The 20,934-nt window shown below is 59.5% G+C and carries 20 protein-coding genes; 11 read left to right on the forward strand and 9 right to left on the reverse strand.

The annotated features are described in order from the left end of the window. Window positions 1-9: 9 nt before the first annotated feature. Window positions 10-1,176, reverse strand: a complete 1,167-nt coding sequence (locus tag C7U61_RS11655; RefSeq protein ID WP_106998240.1) for an efflux RND transporter periplasmic adaptor subunit — start codon at window positions 1,174-1,176, stop codon at window positions 10-12. A gap of 362 nt (window positions 1,177-1,538) precedes the next feature. Between C7U61_RS11655 and C7U61_RS11660 the strand changes: the two genes are divergently transcribed. Further along, window positions 1,539-4,004: a UvrD-helicase domain-containing protein gene (locus C7U61_RS11660; protein WP_106999066.1), complete on the forward strand. Its 2,466-nt coding sequence runs from the start codon at window positions 1,539-1,541 to the stop codon at window positions 4,002-4,004. Here the strand turns inward: C7U61_RS11660 and C7U61_RS11665 are convergent, their stop codons facing one another. Further along, the gene (locus tag C7U61_RS11665) at window positions 4,005-5,075 is read right to left on the reverse strand and encodes a type I restriction endonuclease (protein ID WP_106998241.1); all 1,071 of its coding nucleotides are present in this window, start codon (window positions 5,073-5,075) and stop codon (window positions 4,005-4,007) included. A gap of 616 nt (window positions 5,076-5,691) precedes the next feature. Between C7U61_RS11665 and C7U61_RS11670 the strand changes: the two genes are divergently transcribed. The 3 genes from C7U61_RS11670 (at window position 5,692) to C7U61_RS11680 (ending at window position 8,874) form a co-directional block, all read left to right on the forward strand. Next, entirely contained in the window at window positions 5,692-6,975 is a 1,284-nt protein-coding gene (locus C7U61_RS11670) for a sugar MFS transporter (protein WP_106998242.1), read from the forward strand. A 110-nt stretch (window positions 6,976-7,085) separates the two neighbouring features. After that, window positions 7,086-7,709, forward strand: a complete 624-nt coding sequence (gene pncA / locus C7U61_RS11675) for a bifunctional nicotinamidase/pyrazinamidase (protein ID WP_106998243.1) — start codon at window positions 7,086-7,088, stop codon at window positions 7,707-7,709. Window positions 7,710-7,788: 79 nt separating this feature from the next. Then, on the forward strand, window positions 7,789-8,874 hold the full coding sequence (locus tag C7U61_RS11680; RefSeq protein ID WP_106998244.1) for a glycosyltransferase family 1 protein: 1,086 nt from the start codon (window positions 7,789-7,791) through the stop codon (window positions 8,872-8,874). 6 nt (window positions 8,875-8,880) lie between these two features. Here C7U61_RS11680 and C7U61_RS11685 read toward each other — a convergent pair whose 3' ends face one another. Further along, on the reverse strand, window positions 8,881-10,266 hold the full coding sequence (locus tag C7U61_RS11685; protein WP_245410786.1) for a hypothetical protein: 1,386 nt from the start codon (window positions 10,264-10,266) through the stop codon (window positions 8,881-8,883). 316 nt (window positions 10,267-10,582) lie between these two features. Here C7U61_RS11685 and C7U61_RS11690 point away from each other — a divergent pair, with 316 nt between their 5' ends. The 3 genes from C7U61_RS11690 (at window position 10,583) to panB (ending at window position 13,220) form a co-directional block, all read left to right on the forward strand. Next, window positions 10,583-11,287, forward strand: a complete 705-nt coding sequence (locus tag C7U61_RS11690) for an SDR family oxidoreductase (RefSeq protein ID WP_106998246.1) — start codon at window positions 10,583-10,585, stop codon at window positions 11,285-11,287. Between the two features lie 237 nt (window positions 11,288-11,524). Beyond that, window positions 11,525-12,397, forward strand: a complete 873-nt coding sequence (panC, locus tag C7U61_RS11695; RefSeq protein WP_106998247.1) for a pantoate--beta-alanine ligase — start codon at window positions 11,525-11,527, stop codon at window positions 12,395-12,397. Window position 12,398: 1 nt separating this feature from the next. After that, window positions 12,399-13,220: a 3-methyl-2-oxobutanoate hydroxymethyltransferase gene (gene panB / locus C7U61_RS11700; protein WP_106998248.1), complete on the forward strand. Its 822-nt coding sequence runs from the start codon at window positions 12,399-12,401 to the stop codon at window positions 13,218-13,220. Between the two features lie 7 nt (window positions 13,221-13,227). On the opposite strand, the gene C7U61_RS11705 is transcribed toward panB, so the two are convergent. Beyond that, window positions 13,228-13,479, reverse strand: coding sequence for a DUF2164 domain-containing protein (locus C7U61_RS11705; protein WP_106998249.1), 252 nt, complete (start codon window positions 13,477-13,479; stop codon window positions 13,228-13,230). Window positions 13,480-13,714: 235 nt separating this feature from the next. Here C7U61_RS11705 and C7U61_RS11710 point away from each other — a divergent pair, with 235 nt between their 5' ends. Then, window positions 13,715-14,437, forward strand: a complete 723-nt coding sequence (locus C7U61_RS11710; RefSeq protein ID WP_106998250.1) for an AzlC family ABC transporter permease — start codon at window positions 13,715-13,717, stop codon at window positions 14,435-14,437. 2 nt (window positions 14,438-14,439) lie between these two features. Next, the gene (locus C7U61_RS11715) at window positions 14,440-14,751 is read left to right on the forward strand and encodes an AzlD family protein (RefSeq protein WP_106998251.1); all 312 of its coding nucleotides are present in this window, start codon (window positions 14,440-14,442) and stop codon (window positions 14,749-14,751) included. Window positions 14,752-14,795: 44 nt separating this feature from the next. Here C7U61_RS11715 and C7U61_RS11720 read toward each other — a convergent pair whose 3' ends face one another. Continuing rightward, on the reverse strand, window positions 14,796-16,631 hold the full coding sequence (locus C7U61_RS11720) for an aminopeptidase P family protein (RefSeq protein WP_106998252.1): 1,836 nt from the start codon (window positions 16,629-16,631) through the stop codon (window positions 14,796-14,798). A 343-nt stretch (window positions 16,632-16,974) separates the two neighbouring features. Here C7U61_RS11720 and C7U61_RS19520 point away from each other — a divergent pair, with 343 nt between their 5' ends. Further along, complete coding sequence (locus tag C7U61_RS19520; protein WP_162711788.1) at window positions 16,975-17,115, forward strand: hypothetical protein; 141 nt, start codon at window positions 16,975-16,977, stop codon at window positions 17,113-17,115. A gap of 199 nt (window positions 17,116-17,314) precedes the next feature. Here the strand turns inward: C7U61_RS19520 and C7U61_RS11725 are convergent, their stop codons facing one another. The 4 genes from C7U61_RS11725 to C7U61_RS19375 form a co-directional block, all read right to left on the reverse strand. Next, window positions 17,315-18,193: a 50S ribosomal protein L11 methyltransferase gene (locus tag C7U61_RS11725; protein WP_106998253.1), complete on the reverse strand. Its 879-nt coding sequence runs from the start codon at window positions 18,191-18,193 to the stop codon at window positions 17,315-17,317. 20 nt (window positions 18,194-18,213) lie between these two features. Beyond that, the gene (locus C7U61_RS11730) at window positions 18,214-19,362 is read right to left on the reverse strand and encodes an NAD(P)/FAD-dependent oxidoreductase (RefSeq protein WP_106998254.1); all 1,149 of its coding nucleotides are present in this window, start codon (window positions 19,360-19,362) and stop codon (window positions 18,214-18,216) included. Window positions 19,363-19,368: 6 nt separating this feature from the next. After that, window positions 19,369-19,971: an SCO family protein gene (locus tag C7U61_RS11735; protein WP_106998255.1), complete on the reverse strand. Its 603-nt coding sequence runs from the start codon at window positions 19,969-19,971 to the stop codon at window positions 19,369-19,371. Window positions 19,972-20,180: 209 nt separating this feature from the next. Next, on the reverse strand, window positions 20,181-20,369 hold the full coding sequence (locus C7U61_RS19375) for a hypothetical protein (RefSeq protein ID WP_146143951.1): 189 nt from the start codon (window positions 20,367-20,369) through the stop codon (window positions 20,181-20,183). Window positions 20,370-20,414: 45 nt separating this feature from the next. Between C7U61_RS19375 and C7U61_RS11740 the strand changes: the two genes are divergently transcribed. Next, window positions 20,415-20,879: a chemotaxis protein CheW gene (locus C7U61_RS11740; protein ID WP_106999067.1), complete on the forward strand. Its 465-nt coding sequence runs from the start codon at window positions 20,415-20,417 to the stop codon at window positions 20,877-20,879. Window positions 20,880-20,934: the final 55 nt, after the last annotated feature.

Consider the following 20,934-nt stretch of genomic DNA (forward strand, 5'->3'; position numbering starts at 1 on the left):
CATCGGTCATCATTGGGTGATGACCTCCTTGGCCTGGGCGACATCGCGGGCAAAGCGAACCTCGCCGCCTTCGGTCACGCGCTGCAGTCCTTCGACGACGATGAGATCGCCATTGCGGAGATCGCCGCGGACCAGCACCGCATCCGGATTGCGCTGCACGATACTGACGCGCACCTTCGAGGACCTGCCGTCGACGACGCGCCAGACATGCGCACCCGCTCCATCCCATTGGATGGCGAGCGGATCGACTGAGGGATAGGATTCGCCGGCAAAGCGCATGCCGACATTGAAGGACATGCCGGCGCGCAGAACGTCGGAGGCATTGTCGATGCGGGCGCGCACGCGCAGCGTCCGGCTCGCGCCGTCAACACGATTGTCAACTGCTTCCACAACGCCCGAAAAGGCTCGCCCCGGCAACGCCACCGACGTCGCTTCCACCGGCTGGTCGACCTTGACGGTATTGGCGAAGCGTTCCGGCACCCAGTAGTCCACCAGGATTTCCGAGCGGTCGTCCAGCATCACGATATTGGTCGTCGTCGTCACATTGTCGCCGACGACCACGGGCACGATACCCACGATCCCGTCGATCGGTGCGACCACATCGCGGCGCTTCAGCGCCAGCTCGGCCGATTGCAGCGCCAACTTGGCGCCCTGCTCCACGATCTCCGCATCGAACACATCCATGCGCGAGACGGTAGATTTGATATTACGGTAGAGCTGGGATTTCTCGACGGCACTCTTCAGCGCCACCTCCGCCTGACCGCGAGCGATGATCTGCTCATCGTCATCGAGACGCGCCAGCACCTGCCCCTGCTTCACCCTATCGCCGGACTTGATGAGAATTTCCCGGATCGTGCCCGCCGCCTGCGGCATGACGACGACCGAGCGGATGGCGTCGCCAGTACCGATCGCGCTCAGGCGATCATTGACGATACCGCTGACCACGGGCTCAGTGACGACAAGCGGTATGTTCTGACCGCGCCGTCCGCCGAAACTTACCTTCGTCTCCGCTTTTCCGTCCGCCGCGCCATCGCCCGGAGCACTCCAGGCGACGACGGTCTCCGGAACGCCGACCTTCTGCAGCAAGCCCGCCGCACTTGGCATGAAGGCCACGACAGCGGCTATGCCGGCTGCCAGCAAGAGAAAAGACAAGGAAAGCTGCTTCCAGGCGGTCATGCACGTCTCCGGCTCATTGTGTCAGAGGCGATGAAATCGCGTCGTTGGTTTTAGTATGGCCCTACTCACCCAGCGCACTTATCGGGGCCAATCTCAGTTCGGGCGGCTCTATAACGCGAGATTGTGCCCGATTTGCTGCAATATCGTGTTTTTGTACATATGCGGCAAGTTCTGCTGCAGATTATGACAAAGTTGTAATCTTGGCCCGGACAACGCCACGTTTTACCCGCCGAATTGGCCGATCCATTCCCACATGAAAAACAGCTCTCGATCGAGCATCATGCCCTGTGAATGTGCACTTTTTGTTCTAATTTCGGCCCGTTTCTTTTGCCTTTCGGGGTAGAATCATTACATTGGGCCGCATGACCATTGGACATGACGACATTCCCTTCTTTGACGAGGAGCCGGAGCATCCCGCACCGCGCCGTTCCGCGCCGGGTGCCGGTGGCATTGGCGGCGGCATTGCCGCCCGCGCCATGGCGGCACGCGACAGCGGCCGCCGGCCGGATTATCTCTCAGGCCTTAATCCAGAGCAGACGGAAGCGGTGGAAACGCTCGATGGCCCGGTTCTGGTGCTCGCCGGCGCGGGCACCGGCAAGACGCGCGTGCTGACCACCCGCATCGCCCATATCCTCTCCACCAACCGCGCCTTCCCGAGCCAGATTCTCGCCGTCACCTTCACCAACAAGGCAGCCCGCGAGATGAAGGAGCGCATCGCGCTGCTCGTCGGCGGCGCGGTCGAAGGCATGCCCTGGCTCGGCACCTTCCATTCGATCGGCGTCAAGCTGTTGCGCCGCCACTCCGAGCTGGTCGGCCTCACCTCCAGCTTCACCATTCTCGATACCGACGATGTCGTTCGCCTGATCAAGCAGCTGATCCAGGCGGAAGGGCTCGACGACAAGCGCTGGCCGGCCAAGCAGTTCGCCGGCATGATCGATACATGGAAGAACAAGGGTCTCAGCCCCGCCGATATTCCGGAGGGTGACGCCCGCGCCTTTGCCAACGGCAAGGGCCGCGAGCTCTATGCCGCCTACCAGAACCGCCTGAAGACGCTGAACGCCTGCGACTTCGGCGATCTTTTGCTGCATCCGATCAATATGTTCCGGCAGAATCCCGATATCCTCAAGGATTACCATCAGCGCTTCCGCTACATCCTGGTCGACGAGTATCAGGACACCAATACGGCGCAATACATGTGGCTGCGCCTGCTGGCGCAGCGGCAGAAAGGCGAGCCGCAGAACGTCTGCTGTGTCGGTGATGACGACCAGTCGATCTATGGCTGGCGCGGCGCCGAGGTGGATAACATCCTGCGCTTCGAGAAGGATTTTCCCGGCGCCAAGGTCATCAAGCTCGAGCGCAACTATCGCTCCACCGAGCATATTCTCGGTGCCGCTGCGCACCTGATTGCCCACAATGAGGGCCGGCTCGGCAAGACGCTGTTCACCGACCGCTCCGATCCGGACGACATCAAGGTGCAGGTGCACGCCTCCTGGGATTCCGAGGAGGAAGCACGCGCGATCGGCGAAGAGATCGAGCAGCTGCAGCGCAACAAGCACAATCTCAATGACATCGCCATCCTCGTGCGCGCCTCCTTTCAGATGCGCGAATTCGAAGACCGTTTCGTCACGCTTGGCCTGAACTATCGTGTCGTGGGCGGCCCGCGCTTCTACGAGCGCCTCGAAATCCGCGACGCCATGGCCTATTTCCGCCTGGTCTGTCAGCCGGCCGACGATCTTGCCTTCGAGCGCATCATCAACACGCCGAAGCGCGGCCTCGGTGACACCACCGTCCGCGCCCTGCATGATTACGCCCGCGTGCGGGATATTCCCATGCTGGCGGCGGCGGCCGATATCATCGAAACGGACGAAATGAAGCCGAAGGCGCGCAAGGCGCTGTTCGACGTCGTGCAATCCTTCCGCCGCTGGCAGGGCCTGCTCGAAAGCACGCCGCATACCGAGCTTGCCGAGCAGATCCTCGAAGAGTCCGGTTATACGGATATGTGGAAGAACGACAAATCGGCGGAAGCGCCGGGACGTCTGGAAAACCTGAAAGAACTCATCCGCTCCATGGATAGTTTCGAATCCATGCGCGGCTTCCTCGAACACGTCGCCCTTGTCATGGACGCCGAGCAGAACGAAAATCTCGACGCCGTCTCCATCATGACGCTGCACTCCGCCAAGGGTCTGGAATTCGATACAGTGTTCCTGCCCGGCTGGGAGGAAGGCCTGTTTCCGCATCAGCGCTCGCTCGACGAAAGCGGCCGCGCCGGTCTCGAGGAAGAGCGCCGCCTCGCCTATGTCGGCATCACCCGCGCCAAGCGCCGCTGCCATATCTGGTTCGTCTCCAACCGTCGCATCCACGGCCTGTGGCAATCCACCATCCCCTCGCGCTTCCTCGACGAACTGCCGGAAACGCATGTTCAGGTCGCCGAAGTCGAGCAGTCCTATGGCGGATATGGCCGCGGCGGCTATGGCCAATCCCGCTTCGATAAGGCCGATCCCTTCGCCAATACCTATTCCACGCCGGGCTGGAAGCGCGCCCAGGCAAACCGCAACGATGCGACCCGCGACAATTGGGGCAGCCGCTCCGGCCATGCCGTCGAGCGCATCGGCTATGGCGAGAGCGGCCCGAAGGTGCGCACCATCGACGGCGAGCTGGTGGCCAAATCCACCTCCACCGAACCCTCCAAATTCGCCATCGGCGACCGCGTCTTCCACATCAAGTTCGGCAACGGCAATGTTTCCGAGATCGAAGGCAACAAGCTGACGATCGAATTCGACCGCGCCGGGCAGAAGCGCGTGCTGGATGGGTTTGTGGAGAGGGTGTGATCAAGAGCCGACGTACGATTGGATGACAGCTTGAATTTGCGCCTTGGCTTTAAAAATATCCGTAGTCTGCGTGATATCGAATCGAGATCCGGCTTTTTCTGCATCGAAGACCGTTAGAAACTTGGTCTTCGAGTTAAAGTGCAGTCTGACAATTGGCTTGCGATTGTTGTCATCGAAATTAATACCGCAGTAAGATTTCTGATCACGCATGACAATTCGGGAGACATCTGCGAACTCTGCTCCGATCGCACGCACTATATTAAACCCGTCAATCTCTTCTTGAGTCGTTTCAATGCCATCCCCATCGTCACTGATTTGAGTGACCGAATCTACATCCTTTATCGTCGGGATATTCACGTTCTCATTGAATGCTGCGCTTAATTTCCTTTGGATTTTTTGACGAACAAGATCTTCAAAGGCACGTTTGATTATCGGCTTGAACTCAGCAACAACAGCTGCTGTCAGCTTACCATCGTGTATTTCCTTGGAGATGAGCCGCACGAATTCGTCATCAGGATTATTAAACTGCGCCTCTATACAGCCGATAGTTGCTTTCATTCGCTTCAAAGTGCTGGCCGAACTCTTGATGTCTTCAATAGAAAATTTCTCTTTGTGAAATTTTTCTAACTCTTTTAGATCGTTGTCATCGTAGTCGAAGAGATCGAACTTAAAGAATGGGTTACTATCAAGCTTGTTTGGAGCATCAAGATCAGTAAAAAACCAGATTTGTATGCCGTTTGTGAGGATGGCGATTGAACAATCCGTAGTGGAAAAATACCGATAAAGTTGACTATATTGGGCTTGCGAAAGATTGGCGCTGACGGCCTTTGCTTCCAGAATAAATTCGATCCGGTCGTTTATTTTGACAGCGTAATCGACTTTCTCTCCCTTCTTTAAACCAACATCAGCTATAAACTCGGGCACAATCTGCGTTGGATCAAAAACATCGAAACCAAGCGTGCGCAGAAATGGCATAACGAGCGCGTTCTTTGTCGCCTCTTCAGTAAGAGCAATATTTTGTGCACCAATTGCGCGCTTCGATAATTCAGCAACTTGTTCTTTGAATGACATAAATAGCCCCCCAAATTCGATCCCATGCTGACAATATTATATTCGTTGCCGGATGCAATCGGTACGAGTGCATATTTTGGTTGAGTTTATCTTTTCCAGCTCGTCTTAATTAGAGAGTTTAAGTTTCCCTCATTTAAACCCATCGCACTTTTCACGTCACACTCGGGCTTGACCGGAGGATCTACGCACAAGCGATCCATCGAATGTTTTACACCCCTTCGAGCCATCCGTGCTGAACGGATGGGCATAGAAGTCGTCATCATTATCGCGGGCATCACGGCTCGTCTGGTAGGAAGACCATGCCGATATCGCTCAGCCCCAATGGAAAATCGAGCCCATCGAAAAGACAAATCCGGATTGGCGGGATTTATACCACGAGATCGGGTGAGGCTTCACGCGCCTCCACCGACTGCCGCATTGCTGCATTGCAAAATCGGCATCGCTAGCAAACTACCAATAGCGGACCAATCGATTATATCGATTTAAGCGGCTTAGGGGTTCCACGTTTCCCGCGGCATCTCGGCAAGCCGCTGCCAGCTCTTCTTTCGGCCCGTTCGGGCTTCTCGTCCGGCTCGAATTTCGAAGCCTGGCAACAACAAGAACCGAGGATAAAAAAGTGGCTGGCTCAGCAACAAGCTCTGCGCCCACCAGCGCCCGTGCATCCGCACGCCAAGGCCAGGGCAATTATCAATTCGCGCTCATCGCACTCACCTCACTCTTTTTCATGTGGGGCTTCATCACTTGCCTGAACGATATTCTGGTCCCGCACCTGAAGAGCGTCTTTCAGCTCAACTATACCCAGGCGATGCTTATCCAGCTTTGCTTCTTCGGCGCGTACTTCATCGTATCGCTGCCGGCCGGCGCGCTCGTGAAGCGCATCACCTATAAATGGGGCATCGTCGTCGGCCTTGCGATCGCAGCCGTCGGCTGCGCGCTGTTCATCCCAGCCGCAAGCTATCGCGTCTACGCTCTCTTCCTGGGCGCGCTCTTTGTGCTCGCCACAGGCATCACGATCCTGCAGGTCGCCGCCAATCCCTATGTCACCGTATTGGGACCGCCGGATACCGCCGCCAGCCGCCTGAACCTGACGCAGGCTTTCAATTCGCTCGGCACGACGATTGCCCCCTACTTCGGCGCGATGCTGATCCTGTCCGCCGCGACCGTTGCGGCCGCCAATGCGACGCCGGAACAGCTCGACGCCATGCGGCTTGCCGAAGCCGGCGCGGTCAAGTTCCCCTATTTGCTCCTAGCCGCGGCCTTTCTGGTGCTCGCAGCCGTCTTCGCGGCGCTGAAACTTCCCGAAGTCGAGGATGAGGAGACCATAGAGCCGATGCGCGGCGGCGGCTCCGCCTGGCAGTATCGCCATCTGGTGCTCGGCGCTGTCGGCATTTTCCTTTATGTTGGCGCTGAAGTCAGCGTCGGCAGTTTCCTGGTCAACTTCCTCAGCCAACCGGATATCGCTCATCTCTCGGAGGCCGACGCCGCCCATTACGTCTCCTATTTCTGGGGTGGCGCGATGGTCGGACGCTTTGTGGGCTCGGCGATCATGCGCCATATCGATGACGGCAAGGTGCTCGCCTTCAATGCCGCCGTCGCGATCATCCTCCTGCTGGTGACGGTGCTGACGACAGCCCATGTAGCCATGTGGTCCGTGCTTGCGATCGGCCTGTTCAACTCGATCATGTTCCCGACGATCTTCAGCCTGGCACTGCACGGTCTCGGCAGATATACGAGCCAGGGCTCGGGCATTCTTTGCCTCGCCATCGTCGGCGGTGCGATCCTGCCGGTCATCCAGGGCGGCCTTGCCGATACGATCGGCATCCACCTCGCCTTCCTGATGCCGATCATCTGCTACGTCTACATCGCCTTTTACGGCCTCAAGGGCCACAAGCCGGCCTGAGACTGAACTAACTTTGCGCTCCGCCGGTTTTTTCAGCGGAGCGCAAAGGGCTTGATCCGAAGCGCGCCGCTTGGCATCGTGCAGCGCAACAAAAGGGAAGGACGGGCCTCATGAAAGCGCTGCTGCTCATCGACATTCAGAACGGCTTCTGCCCTGGCGGCAACCTTCCGGTGCCAGGGGGAGACCAGGTGGTGCCTGTCGCCAACAAGCTGATAGACAGCGGCCGATACGATCTCATCGTCGCATCACAGGATTGGCACCCGCCTGGTCACGGCAGCTTCGCCTCCTCCCATCCCGGCAAGAAACCCTTTGAAATCGGCACACTTTCGGGCAAGCCGCAGATGATGTGGCCAGACCATTGCGTCCAGAACAGCAAAGATGCCGAGTTCCATCCCGACCTCCATGTAGGTTCCGTCGATTTCGTCCAGCAGAAGGGCCAGAACCCTGCGGTCGACAGCTATTCCGCCTTCCGCGACAACGATCAGGCCGCCCTCACCGGATTGGCCGCCTATCTGCGCAGCCAGGGTGTGACCGAGCTCGATCTTTGCGGTCTGGCCACCGATTACTGCGTGAAATTCTCCGCCCTCGATGCCGTCGAAATGCTGCCCGGTGTCGGCGTGCGCTTTATCGAGGATGCCAGCCGCGGCATCGATCCCGCCGGCGTCGAGGCGGCGATCGACAATATGCGGGCCCGGGGTGTTGCAGTGATCAGCAGCAAGGATGCGCTTGCATAAAATCACGCAGGTCCAGCTAAACCTTCTCTAAACAAAATGATGCAAGCTGTTCCCGATCAATTAAGTATCGGGTTTTTGCGTGCAATCTATTGTCATCAACGGGCGTTTCCTCGGCCAGCCCCTGTCGGGCGTGCAGCGCTTCGCGCGCGAGCTGACGCTGGCGCTCGATCGCAAGATTTCCGCAGGCGCCCTGCCCGCCTCGCTGAAAGGCGCGCGCTGGCGGCTGGCCGTCCCGCGCAACACGCCCGTCGATCTCAAGCTCTCCGCTATCGAAATCGACGAATTCGGCTCCGGTCCTGGTCACGTCTGGGAGCAGACATCGCTGCTTTCGCGCTCGCGCGGCAGCCGTCTGATCGGCTTCGGCGGCAGCGGCCCGCTCCTGCATCGCCGCCAGGCCGTCGTTATTCATGACGTGACGATCTTCCGCCATCCGCAATCCTTCAAACGCAGCTACCGGCTGCTGCACAGCGCCCTCGGAACCGTGCTGACGCGCACCGCCAAGATCGGCACCGTATCCGAATTCTCGCGGCAGGAGCTTGCCTCCGTTTTCGGGGTTCCCTCGACAGGAATCGACGTCGTCTACAATGCCGTCGATCACTACGCCGCCATCGCGGCGGACGAGGCCGTCATCGGGCGGCTCGGGCTGAAGACGAACGGCTTCTTCCTGCTTGTCGGGACGATGAAACCTAACAAGAACCTCGATTTCGCCATCCGCGCCTTCGAGGCACTCAAGGACAACAATCAGAAGCTCGTGGTCGTCGGCGGCTCCGCGCCGACCGTGTTCAAATCGGATAACCAGCACTCGAACGGCAGCCTTCTCTTCGCCGGCCGGCTCGCGGATGCGGAAATCGCCGCCCTGGAGCGCCATGCCACGGCTTTCGTTTTCCCCAGCCTCTACGAAGGGTTCGGCATCCCGCCGCTGGAAGCGATGACCCAGGGCTGCCCGGTGCTTGCAGCCGATATTCCTGCCGTCCGCGAGGCATCGGGCGATGCTGCACTCTATTTCGACCCCTTCCGGCAGGACGAACTCGTCGATGCCATGCGCAGGATCGTAACGGATGATGCACTGCGCGAAGATCTGCGCCGGCGCGGCCACGCGAACATCAAGCGCTTTTCCTGGGATGGCAGCGCGGATCGCGTTCTCTCCATGCTGGAAGCACTTTGAGCGGCCTCATGGCCGCACTTGACGCTGGAACATGATGACGAAATAGCTGTAGAGGCCGAGCAGACAGAAGAGCGCGCCGCCGACCACGCCCCCCGCCACCGATATCCATAGCGAATAACCAAAGCCGATCGTCGCCAACACCGGCAAGGCGAGCCCGACGGCGGACAAGATGACGGGCGGCCAGACGAAATCGAAAGCAAGGGACATCATCACCTTCACACCGATCGTCATGGCACAGAGCGCGCCGATCATGCCGCCGGCCATAAGCGCAGCATCGTCGTAAGAGCCGAGATAGCCGCCCATGATCGTGCCCGCATTCAGCAATACGCAATCCAGCGCGGCAAGCAGGAAGATCGTCAACAGCCGGTGCTTTAGATGCGCCGGCGTCGGCAACATGTTGGCCGTTAGCGCACGGCATGTCGCGAGCCCGATGACAAAGGGAGCGACGGCAAGAAATTCGTTGCGCAAGCCGGCGGCAATCACCAATTGCCCGATCGGCTGCAGCAGTGCGAAAATGCCGGCGGCCGTCATCAGCGTCAGGCCTGTCAGCAGCGAATAATATTCCCCAAGCTGCTTGGTGAAGGCGGGCGTCGCGCCATCGCGGTCATAGGTCGTCACAACATCGGGATATTGAATGGCCTGCAAGGCGGAGACGATCAGGATGAAAGGTCGCTGCAGCAGATCGAGCGCCAGCAGCGCGCCGGCCGCACCGCCTGCCCCCAACATGGCCGTGAGAATGGACTTCAAGCCCAGCGGCGTCAGCATGCCGATGACCGAGGCGCTGGCGGCGACGCTGCCGTAGACGAAATGCTTACGCACCAGGGCCTTTTCGAAAGATGCGGCCTCGTGCAGACTGTTGCGGGTCAAAAATACGGCCAGGAGAGCATAGGCAAGATAGCCGGCCATCAGACCGGCCACCGTATATGTGAAAGTCGGGGCAATGGCCGCGCCCGCGAGCGTACCGATTGCCAGGATCGTGGCACGTGAACCTTGCAATCGTGAGAAGACGCGAAATTCCTGGCGAAAGCGAAGCATGGTAAGATGCAGATCGCTTCCGGCCTGGAAGATCGCGACCAGACCGCCCAGCAGCGCAATTTCTGCCGATACCGAAAAGAAGATCGAGGCCAAGGCGGCAATCAGGCAGATCGCCGAGCAGGCCGCAAATTCCACCGTCAACGCCTTGCGCTCTAGCGCCTCGCTTCCCGGCCCCTGCCCCGGATAGAAGCGGCTGCAGGCGAAGCGAACCCACTCGAAACACAGGATCGCGGCGAACTGGCTGATCGAAATGAACAGCGAATAGGCGGCATAATCCGCTGGCGTCAGCAGATGCGCCACCGCAATCAGCAGCCCGAAAGCCACCGCAGCCTGATAGAAATATGCAGCCAATGCCACGATCTTCGCCATGGCTGCAGCTAACAGGAAAAGATTGAGGAAAGCGCTAATCCCGGAAGCGCAATTGCAGCATTCGGCAGCACGATCACGTCCGTTAGGCCGCGCCGCAAACCAGCGGCCTTTCATTCCTGCCGATAACCGTCTCGAGCGCTGCGGATTTGCGATAGCGCGGCCAGACGAGATAGAAGTCGGATGGACCGCTTAGCGATCCTTCCATCACTAACGCAACTGCTTCGCTACGCGCGAGAAAGATGATATTCGGTCGGTAAGTTCGAGACAATCAACTCTACCGAACCAGACGACGGAGGAACCGAAGATGTCGATAGAAAAAGTGGCTGTGATCACGGCGGGCGGCAGCGGTATGGGCGCCGAAAGCGCCAGACGGCTTGCGGCCGATGGCTTCCATGTCGCCATCCTCTCCTCCTCCGGAAAGGGTGAGGCGCTGGCTCAGGAGCTTGGCGGCATCGGCGTTACCGGCTCCAATCAGTCGAATGACGATCTCAAGCGCCTGGTCGATGCGACGATGGAAAAGTGGGGCCGCATCGATGTGCTCGTCAACAGCGCCGGCCATGGTCCGCGTGCCCCGATCCTGGAAATCACGGACGAGCAATGGCACACCGGCCTCGACGTCTATCTGATGAACGTCATCCGCCCGGTTCGCCTCATCGCCCCCGTCATGCAGAAGCAGAAATCCGGCGCGATCATCAACATTTCCACCGCCTGGGCATTCGAGCCGTCGGCAATGTTCCCGACCTCGGCCGTATTCCGCGCGGGCCTTGCCTCCTATACGAAGATTTTTGCCGACACCTACGCCGCCGACAACGTACGGATGAACAACGTGCTGCCCGGCTGGATCGACAGCCTGCCGGCGACCGATGAACGCCGCGACAGCGTTCCGATGCGGCGCTATGGCACTAGCGCCGAGATCGCCGCCACCGTCGCCTTTCTTGCCTCCGATGGCGCTGGCTACATCACCGGCCAGAACCTCAAGGTCGACGGCGGTCTGACCCGCTCGGTCTAGCCTGGGCAAAACAGTATTATTTCGCTTTCACTCGCTCGGGCATCGCTTGGGAGAGCGATTTTGTTTGAAGCACAATAGCGGCAATTAACCACCTCCGGCTGGCCTGAGCCATGAGTTGCAAACCTCATGGCGGCGGCCGAATTGCCTTTTTGCACTGCACACGTTAGAAGTCCCCGCAATTTTGAGGGATGGAAGCAGGCAATACGGAAACGACATTGCTTGCGGAGGATTGCCACGATGGAGATCGTTCACACGATAGCCCACCTGCGCGAACGGCTCGGAGTACAACGCAGAGCCGGTAGGCTCATCGGCCTGGTGCCGACCATGGGCTACCTGCATGGCGGTCACATGGAACTCGTCTCCCGGGCAAAAGCCGAGAACGACGTCGTCGTCACCTCCATTTTCGTCAATCCTCTACAGTTCGGCGCCAATGAGGATCTGGCAAAATATCCGCGCGATCTTGAACGCGACAGCGCCATGCTGCGCGAGGCCGGCGTCGATTTTCTCTTCGCACCCGGTGTCACGGATATGTATCCGCGTCCGATGCAAACGGTGGTCGATGTGCCGAAACTCGGCGCGGAACTGGAGGGCGCGGTTCGCCCGGGCCATTTCGCCGGCGTTGCCACCGTCGTCACCAAGCTCTTCAACATCGTCCAGCCCGACAGCGCCTATTTCGGCGAGAAGGACTATCAGCAGGTAACGATCATCCGCCGCATGGTCGAGGATCTGGCCCAGCCTGTTCGGGTCGTACCTGTGCCGACCGTTCGCGATGCGGATGGGCTCGCCCTGTCATCGCGCAATGTCTATCTGTCTAAGGAAGAGCGTGCCGCCGCTGTTATTATCCCCAAGGCACTGGCGGAAGCCGCAAGACTTTACGGTCTCGGCGCGGATGATCCGGCAGCGCTCGAAGAGGCACTGCGCGCTTTCATCGAAAAGGAGCCGCTCGCGACCGTGGAAGTCGCCGCCGTTCGTCATCCCGAAACGCTGCAACGGCTGACCAAACTGCAGGGTCAGCCGGTCCTCGTCGCCTTGTTCGTCCGCATGGGCACCACCCGCCTGCTCGACAATCGGGTTATCGCCAGCAGATCCGCAAACGAGGGAGCCGCCTGAGATGAGCACCGTCGGACATTCCAAACGCACGACGCCAGCAGCCATCGAAGCGATGAAGGGCACACGCCCGATCGTCAGCCTGACCGCCTATACGACGCCGATTGCCCGCCTGCTCGATCCGCATTGCGACCTGCTTCTGGTGGGTGATTCCCTCGGCATGGTGCTCTACGGCATGGAAACGACCGTCGGCGTCACGCTGGATATGATGATTGCCCACGGCCACGCCGTCATGCGCGGCGCCAAGCATGCCTGCGTCACCGTCGATATGCCTTTCGGCTCCTATCAGGAATCGAAGGAGCAGGCTTTTCGCAATGCAGCCCGCATCCTGAAGGAAACAGGCTGCGATGGCGTGAAGCTCGAGGGCGGCGAGGAAATGGCTGAAACCGTGGCCTTTCTGACCAGCCGTGGCATTCCCGTCTTCGGCCATGTCGGACTGATGCCGCAGCAGGTGAATACGACCGGCGGCTACCGCTCGCTTGGACGCTCGGACAGGGAAGCCGACAAGATCCGGCGTGATGCCAAGGCAATCTCCGAGGCCGGCGCTTTCGCCATGGTGATCGAAGGCACGATCGAACCGCTCGCGCGCGAGATCACCGCCGCCATTGCCATTCCCACCATCGGCATTGGCGCATCGGCCGCCTGCGATGGGCAGATTCTCGTTTCCGACGACATGCTCGGCCTGTTCAACGATTTCAAGCCGCGCTTTGTAAAGCATTTCGCGGAACTGGCGCCCATGATTTCGAAAGCGACGGAAGCCTATGCCGAGGAGGTGAAGGCTCGCACCTTTCCGGCACTGGAGCACACGTTCCAGCCAAAAAAGTGAACCGCCATCAGCTCTTGGCCGGCTCCTTCTCCAAGAGATAGATCGCCTCGCCGAAATCCTCCATCTTGCTCATCAATGCCGCATGGGCATCCCGCAGGCCCTGATTGTAATAGTAAGGGCCGATCTCGGATGTGAAGAAATCGAGCAGGAATTCAGCGGGCAAGGCGCCGAGCGTCTGGTCCAGCTCATCGGCGAAATAGCGCTGAAGGTGGGCGATCATGGCTGCCTTATCCTCCTTCGCAAAGGTGATCTTCTTCATCTCTCCATCTCCCATTTTGCGAGCGGGCTCTAAAGGCCGGATCAAGGAAATCAATTGATCCATCAAGGAAATTCAATTGCTGGCTTTAAAGGCTCGGCTTACATCTCCCGCCATTGAACAGCGCGGCAACAAATGCGCAAGGGGTACAACGACAGTTGTTTCCATGCGGAATGCGCGCCCTCGACACGACATCTTGGCGAAAGCGCCGGATTTTCCACAAAGGACGAAGCGGACCATGAGTCGCGCGGAATTTCTTGAAGGCTTGAAGGGCGGCATCCCCGTCGGCCTCGCTGCAGCGCCCTTCGGGGCCCTCTTCGGTGCGTTGGCGCGCGATCAGGGCATGTCCCTTGGCGAACTGACCCTGATGAGCGGCACAGTCTATGCCGGTGCCAGTCAGATGGTCGGGATCGATCTTTTCGGCCACAATGTTCAGGCCTGGCTCATCGTGCTGTCGATCCTGGCCGTGAACTTCCGCCATGTGCTCTATTCGGCAGCGATCGCTCGCTATATCAGGCACTTTTCCGCGGTGGAAAAGTTCTTCACCTTCTTCCTGCTGGTCGATCCTCAATTCGCCGAGACGATCAAGCGCCACGAAAGCGGCAAGCCCGTGACCTTCGCCTGGTATATCGGATTTGCGACGGTGATCTATATTCCCTGGGTGGTGGTGAGCCTGATCGGTGGTCTTCTCGGCAGCCTCATCGGCGACCCCAAAGCCATCGGCCTCGATATCCTGCTGCCGGTCTATTTCCTCGGCATCGTCATGGGCTTTCGCAAGCGCGACAACTTCCTGCCCGTCGTGGCGGTCAGCGCCGTGGCATCGGCCATTGCCTATCGCTATGTGGGCTCACCCTGGCATGTCAGCATCGGCGCATTGGCAGGCGTCGCGCTTGCGGCCATACTGCCGCCAATAAAGGCGAACCGGAAGCCCGACGTCGCTCACGAAAGCCACGAGGTCTGACCATGTTCGATTTCAATCCGCACATGGTCCTGCTGATTGCAGCCGCGGCCTTGGTGACCTTCCTGACGCGCGTCGGCGGCTATATCCTCATCGTCAAGATGACCCGCATTCCGCCGCGCGTCGAAGCCGCGCTGAATGCCGTGCCCGCCGCCGTTCTTACGACCCTCGTCGCGCCCGCCTTCTTCATCGGTGGCTGGGATATCAAGCTGGCGATGCTCGCGGCGCTTCTCGTCGGCCTGCGCTACCCGTCGACCTACATGCTTGTCGCCGGATGGGTTGTCGTCATGGCATGGCGCCATTCCCTAGGCGCTTGAGACGGACCCCATCCCGATTTCGAATGGGATGAGGCCTCCATTTCTCAATGGCTGAGTTCGAGCGTGGCATTTTCCAGCCATGCCCGTACGTCGTGATCATGGATCAGCGGCATCAGCGCCTCGCGCGTCCGGGCGTGATACTCGTTCAGCCAATGCAGTTCCTCATGCGTCAGCAGTTGCACGAGCACCAGGCTACGATCGATGGGGCAGAAGGTCAAAGTCTCGAAGCCCAGCATCGGCATGTCGCCGCCCTCGATTTCCTCCGGCTCGCGGATATAGATCAGGTTTTCGATGCGAATGCCGAAGTGCCCCGGGCGATAATAGCCGGGTTCGTTGGACAGGATCATACCGGGAAGCAGTTCCTGCACGGCAAGCCGCGCAATACGCTGCGGCCCCTCATGGACGGAAAGATAGGAGCCGACGCCATGGCCCGTGCCATGGGCGAAATCGACGCCTGCCTTCCAAAGCGCGATGCGGGCCAGCGGATCGAGATCGCAGCCGCGCGTCCCCTTCGGGAAACGCGCCGTGCTGATGGCAATCATCCCCTTCAATACCAGTGTGAAGAGGCGCTTCTGCTCTTCGGAGACTGCGCCGATACCGACCGTTCGCGTAATGTCGGTGGTACCGTTGATATATTGCGCGCCCGAATCGACGAGAAACAGTTCGCCCGCCTGGATCAGCCGGTCACTCGCCGTAGTCACGCGGTAATGCATGATGGCCGCATGCTCGCCGGCGCCGGCGATCGTATCGAAGGAAATATCCTTCAGCGGGTTCTGCATGCTTTCGCCCACGCGGGCGCGGCAGGCTTCCAGCCGTTCTGCCGCGGCGATTTCCGTTACCGTTCCCGGCTTGCTCGTCTCCAGCCAGTAAAGGAACTCGACCATGGCGGCGCCATCCTGCAGATGGGCAGCCGCAGAGCCGTTGATTTCGGCAGCATTCTTGCAGGCGCGCGGCAGCTTCGCAGGGTCATTGCCCTCCACGACCTCTCCACCTTCGCGACGAATAATGTCGGTCAGGGCGTAGGACGCGAGATCCGGATCGACCAGGATGCGACCGCCGTTTGCGGCAGCAGCAGCCAGGCGTTTGGCAAGCTCAGAGGGTGGCAGCTGCTTGCATATCTGCGCGAGATAGGCTTCGGCCTCGACCTTGGTCTTGCGCTTGTCGAGGAAGAGCGCCGCTTCTCCTTCCGCATAAATGATGGCGCGGGCCAAGGGGTGCGGCGTGTGCGGCACGTCGCTGCCGCGGATATTGAAGATCCAGGCGACCGAAGATGGATCGGTAATCAGCGCCGCCTTGAGATCCTTCTCCCTGAGGCCGTTTGCAATCGTCGCAAGCTTGTCCTTGGCGAGGACGCCGGCCTGGGCGATATCCTGAATGATAACGTTGCCCAGCGGCTCGGGCGGGCGGTCCGTCCAGAGCCTGTCGAGCGGATTGTGGGGCAGGAAGACGAGCTTGCCGTCGATCTCAGCCAACGCCTTCTCCAGACGGCGTACTTCGGCGCCCGTATGCAGCCAGGGATCGATGCCGAGCCGGAAACCTTTCTTCGCGTGACGCGGCAGCCAGACATGCGGCGGCTCGTTCACCAGATCGCCTCCGGTGAAGACGCTTCGGTCCACCTGCTCTGCAAGCTGGGTCACATAACGGCCGTCCACAAAAACCACGGCCTGGGAGTGTGTGATAAGCGCAACACCTGCCGATCCCGTGAAGCCCGTGAGCCATGCGAGACGCTCCGAGCATGTGGGCACGTACTCGCCTTGATACTCGTCAGCCCGCGGCACGAGGAAGCCGTCAACGCCAAGATCGCCGAAGGCAGCACGCAAACCGGCAACACGCTCGCGACCGAATTGCGGGGTGGAAGTGACGTCGAAAGACTGAAACATGAGCTGATCCGGTAGTAGTGGAGAATTCGTGAAACTGAATATTGCCAGTATGTTAGAGCATCGCGGTCGGAAGTGCGACGTGATTTTCAGTTCCTGAGACGATATGCGCGATTACAGGCACATCACATCCCAAGAGAGCAGTTTATCCCATCTCGGGCCGTTAACGAATCCGCCCATTTCGTGAGCACGCGGTCCGAATATGACAACTTCACGGCACAAAGCATGCGCCTCATGCATAGCTCCCATGAAGCTGGCCCCCTGCCACGCGGAGGGGCGAGTCGCTATATCCGCGGCATCAAACGGGGTTCACGAAGAACCAGCTCAAAACCAAGGACTTAAGACAATGCCTATCTCTCGCTCCGCATATGTTAGCCCGGCGCTGGCTGGCGAGCGTCGCACCGTACGCCATTCCGTCGGCTCGCTTCGTCAGCTCGAAGTCGAAACCGCAAAGGCGATCGGCGCCAGCCGCGGCGGTCGCCGCTAACAAGTTTACGATCTACGCGTTCCAAATTGATCGCAATCCGGTTCTCCTCCTCCCTCTCGGATTGTGATCAGAACGCTTAGAGCCCGCTTGAGCACTCCTCCTCCACACGCTCGCGGGCAAGATCGGCGAAAACCGATCTGAAGGCGGTGCTTCGGCACCGCCTTTTTATTTGCGAGGGTTGATGCGGAAAGTGACCGGCTCAGGGCCGGTCGAGATGGATGGTGACCCAGCCGTTGCGCCAGATCGTGCGCACATGCCGCAGGTGCGCGCCGTTATAGGCGGCCAGAACCTTCCAGCGCTGCTCGGCAAGGATTCCCGAAAGAATGACTGAACCGCCCGGTGCCAGATGCGCCACAAGCTGCGGCGCCATCTTGATGACCGGACGCGCCAGAATATTGGCGATGATGAGATCGAACGGCCCATGTCGGGAAAAGGCCGTGGAATGGAATCCCGGAGCCGTCTCCAGCGTGACACCCGAGGCGATGCCGTTGCTGCGGACATTCTCCCGTGCGACTCGGACGGCGATCGGATCGATATCGGTCGCCAGAACCGGAATATTGCGCAACTTACGCACGGCAATGGCCAGCACGCCGCTACCCGTCCCGAGATCGAGCGCATTGCGCACGCGGCGGCTCACCAGAACCTTTTCGATCGTCTCAAGGCAACCCGCCGTCGTTCCATGGTGACCGGTGCCGAAGGCCTGTCCGGCTTCGATTTCGATGGCAATATCGCTTGGGCCGACCTTATCGCGGTCATGCGAACCATGCACGAGGAAGCGCCCGGCGCGCACGGGCTTCAACCCTTCCAGCGACTTGGCGATCCAGTCGATATCGGGAAGCACTTCCTTTTGAATGGCGAGATCGGCGAAGGCAGGCTTCAGCAGCGCTTCGAAACGGCCGCGGACCTCATCCTCATCCGCAGCATAGAGATAGATCGATGCTTCCCAGATATCGTTCTTCTCGTCGATTTCCGTCGTTGCGATCGGCAATTCCTCGTCTTCGAAGACCGGCGTCATCAGATCCAGGACCTGCTCGGCCTTCTTCTCGGTCGTCGTCACATAAAGGCGGATTTCACTCAACTCGTCGCTCTTTCTCGTTCTTATTCGGCCCAGTCGATCCAAGGCGGTTTCGGCGTGTCGTAGCCGGACACACCCCGAAGCAATTGCCGGCGGAACGGGCCGAAGCGCAGCAACAGCGGCGCAAGAAAATTACGCGCCGCAACTGCCAGCGGGTTTTGCATTGTCACCAATCGTGTCAGGCCGTAGGTCTGGTTTAAAACCTGCTTGACGGCGGGAACTCTGAAAGCCGAATACTCCTGTTCACGGCCTTCCGCAATCAGCCAGGCAAGCCAGCAGGCATCTTCGATGCCGAGATTCATGCCGCGCGCGCCAGCCGGCGAATGAATATGCGCGGCATCACCGGCAAGAAAGACACTGCCCTTGGCCATGGGTTCGACATGCCGGAAGTTGATGCGGAACTGCGAGGCCCAGATCTTTTCGGAAATGGCGGCCGGATGAACGATGCGGCTTTCGAAATTTTCCAGCGTCGAAATGTAGCGAATGATCTCGGCCGTGACAGGCAGGCGCCCCACCATGCCGGGATCGAAGAGCGATATCTCGGCGAAATGCGTATCGACTGGCTCCGCATAGCGAAAATCGGCAAGATAGAAATAGGCCTCCAGCGCCTCACCCGGAAATCCGGCACCGAGTGCCTTGCGCACCGCGGAATGAGCGCCATCGGCACCGATCAATATGTCCGGCCGCACTGTTTCCAATGTACCGTCAGCCCGGCGCAGCGTGACCTCCGGCTTCTGCAGGTCCGACATGGCTTCCGCCACTACGGCCGTCTGCCATTCGGGCGAAATGCCATAGACCGAAAGCGCTTCCATCAGCAGACGCTCGGTACTGCCCTGCGGCAGGGCGCAGATAGCGCTGAAGCGGCCTTTCACCTCTTGGGTATCCAGCTGGATGAGAATTTTTCTATTCGAGCGGACGCAAAAGCGCCCGATCGGCTGGGCAGCGGTGAGGATATGATCCGTAACTCCCGAAGGAGACAGCAGCGTCAGCGTGCGGGCGTTGACGCCTAGCGCACGGCTCTCCTCCATGGGCGTCGGCCCGGCACCGTCGTCGACGATACGCGGCGAAAAACCGCGACGGGCGAGCTCCAGAGCGGCGGCAAGGCCAACCGGCCCGGCCCCCGCAATCAGAATGGATCTGGATTTTCCCCGTCCGCCAATCCCCTCGCCCATGCAGATCTATCCCTTCTTGACCAGATTCTCCAGCTTCTTCACCGCCACGTCCGGGTCTTCCTCATAAGCAATGGTTCCGGCAAAGCGGCCCTGCGAATCCAGCAGGAAGACGGAAGCAGTGTGGTCCATCGTATAGTCGCCATTCGGTTGCTTGTCGTCGACGGGTACCTTCTTGGCATAGACGCGGAATCCCTTGACCATATCCATTACCTTGGCGGGGTCACCGGAAATTCCGGTGATGCGCTTCGAGACGTTGGAAACATATTGGTCCATGATGGCAGGCGTATCACGCTCGGGATCAACCGTCACGAAATAGGCGTTGAGCTTGCTGCCGTCGGGGTCGACCCTCTGCAGCCAGGCGTTCAGCTCGAACAGCGTCGTCGGGCACACATCGGGGCAATGCGTGTAACCGAAGAAGACGGCAGAGGGCTTGCCGCGGAATGCCTCCTCGCTGATCGGCTGACCGCTTTGCGAAACGAGCGTGAAGGGCACGCCGTAGGGCCCGGATGCGGCGACCTCCGGCGACTTGCCGCCGCCAAAGCTCAGCCAGCCTAATATCCCGGCCACGATCAACACGGCAACCCAAACTGCAATCCGCACGCTTCTCATGACGGTCATTCCTCACCAACACGCAACCGCGCCCAGACGCTCGCAGTCAACTCACCTGTCGATGTAACGGCTCGAAGTGGAGGACGCAATTCAAGAAGACGTTCAGAGACGGCGGAAATCGCCGCAGGGTAGAAATGAATATCTTTCAAGCCCTGATCCGCTCGATTCCTCGCTCTTCCCAGGCCCGCGGGGCGAAATCTGCATTCATGTTAAACCAATCCTAACCAGTGCGCGCCAACATCTGCTTCAAAGGTCGAACTCGATTTCGTCCGCCGCCCGAAAGCGCGGCAAACCTCTTTATCCCAGAAGGGCATGACGCCCGCCGGAAAAGCCAGGCATTCTTCGCCGAAGCACCGGACGCTGCCGCTGCCGAAGCTCCAGCCGATCTCCTTCTTCAATCGCGGGCGTCGCATGCGGCGATGCCAAACGGGAAGTTCTCGAACATGACGAACGCTATCAAGCAATCGGGCGCCTATCTGGAAATCGTCTCATTTCATCTCGGCGATCAGGAGTTCTGCATCGACATCATGGCCATCCGCGAAATCCGCGGCTGGGCTCCGGTGACGCCGATGCCGCATACGCCGCCTTATGTTCTCGGCCTCATCAACCTGCGCGGAGCGGTGATCCCCGTCATCGACATGGCCTGCCGCCTCGGCATGAAAATGACGGAACCGTCAGAGCGCTCAGCGATCATCGTTACCGATATTGCAGGCAAGCTCGTCGGTCTCCTGGTAGAGCAGGTATCCGACATGATGACCATCAAGAGCGAAGATCTGCAGCCGGCTCCGGAAATCATTCCCGAAGCGCAGCGCGCCTTCTGCCGCGGCATCGTAGCGCTGGAAAAGACCATGGTCTGCTTCCTCAACCTCGATACGGTCATTGCCGATCAGTTGGCGCAGGCAGCCTGATTCGATAGTCAGCTCATAAAAGCAGATCGCCCTGGAGCCGAGCTTCAGGGCGATC

The organism is Rhizobium sp. JAB6, assembly GCF_003024605.1.
Classification (GTDB): domain Bacteria; phylum Pseudomonadota; class Alphaproteobacteria; order Rhizobiales; family Rhizobiaceae; genus Rhizobium.

Excerpts from the sequence above, each read along its gene's own strand:
- C7U61_RS11655 (WP_106998240.1), bottom strand. The coding sequence starts at position 1,176 with ATGACCGCCTGGAAGCAGCTTTCCTTGTCTTTTCTCTTGCTGGCAGCC.
- C7U61_RS11660 (WP_106999066.1), top strand. The coding sequence starts at position 1,539 with ATGACCATTGGACATGACGACATTCCCTTCTTTGACGAGGAGCCGGAG.
- C7U61_RS11665 (WP_106998241.1), bottom strand. The coding sequence starts at position 5,075 with ATGTCATTCAAAGAACAAGTTGCTGAATTATCGAAGCGCGCAATTGGT.
- pncA (WP_106998243.1), top strand. The coding sequence starts at position 7,086 with ATGAAAGCGCTGCTGCTCATCGACATTCAGAACGGCTTCTGCCCTGGC.
- C7U61_RS11690 (WP_106998246.1), top strand. The coding sequence starts at position 10,583 with ATGTCGATAGAAAAAGTGGCTGTGATCACGGCGGGCGGCAGCGGTATG.
- panC (WP_106998247.1), top strand. The coding sequence starts at position 11,525 with ATGGAGATCGTTCACACGATAGCCCACCTGCGCGAACGGCTCGGAGTA.
- panB (WP_106998248.1), top strand. The coding sequence starts at position 12,399 with ATGAGCACCGTCGGACATTCCAAACGCACGACGCCAGCAGCCATCGAA.
- C7U61_RS11705 (WP_106998249.1), bottom strand. The coding sequence starts at position 13,479 with ATGAAGAAGATCACCTTTGCGAAGGAGGATAAGGCAGCCATGATCGCC.
- C7U61_RS11710 (WP_106998250.1), top strand. The coding sequence starts at position 13,715 with ATGAGTCGCGCGGAATTTCTTGAAGGCTTGAAGGGCGGCATCCCCGTC.
- C7U61_RS11715 (WP_106998251.1), top strand. The coding sequence starts at position 14,440 with ATGTTCGATTTCAATCCGCACATGGTCCTGCTGATTGCAGCCGCGGCC.
- C7U61_RS11720 (WP_106998252.1), bottom strand. The coding sequence starts at position 16,631 with ATGTTTCAGTCTTTCGACGTCACTTCCACCCCGCAATTCGGTCGCGAG.
- C7U61_RS19520 (WP_162711788.1), top strand. The coding sequence starts at position 16,975 with ATGCCTATCTCTCGCTCCGCATATGTTAGCCCGGCGCTGGCTGGCGAG.
- C7U61_RS11730 (WP_106998254.1), bottom strand. The coding sequence starts at position 19,362 with ATGGGCGAGGGGATTGGCGGACGGGGAAAATCCAGATCCATTCTGATT.
- C7U61_RS11735 (WP_106998255.1), bottom strand. The coding sequence starts at position 19,971 with ATGAGAAGCGTGCGGATTGCAGTTTGGGTTGCCGTGTTGATCGTGGCC.
- C7U61_RS11740 (WP_106999067.1), top strand. The coding sequence starts at position 20,415 with ATGACGAACGCTATCAAGCAATCGGGCGCCTATCTGGAAATCGTCTCA.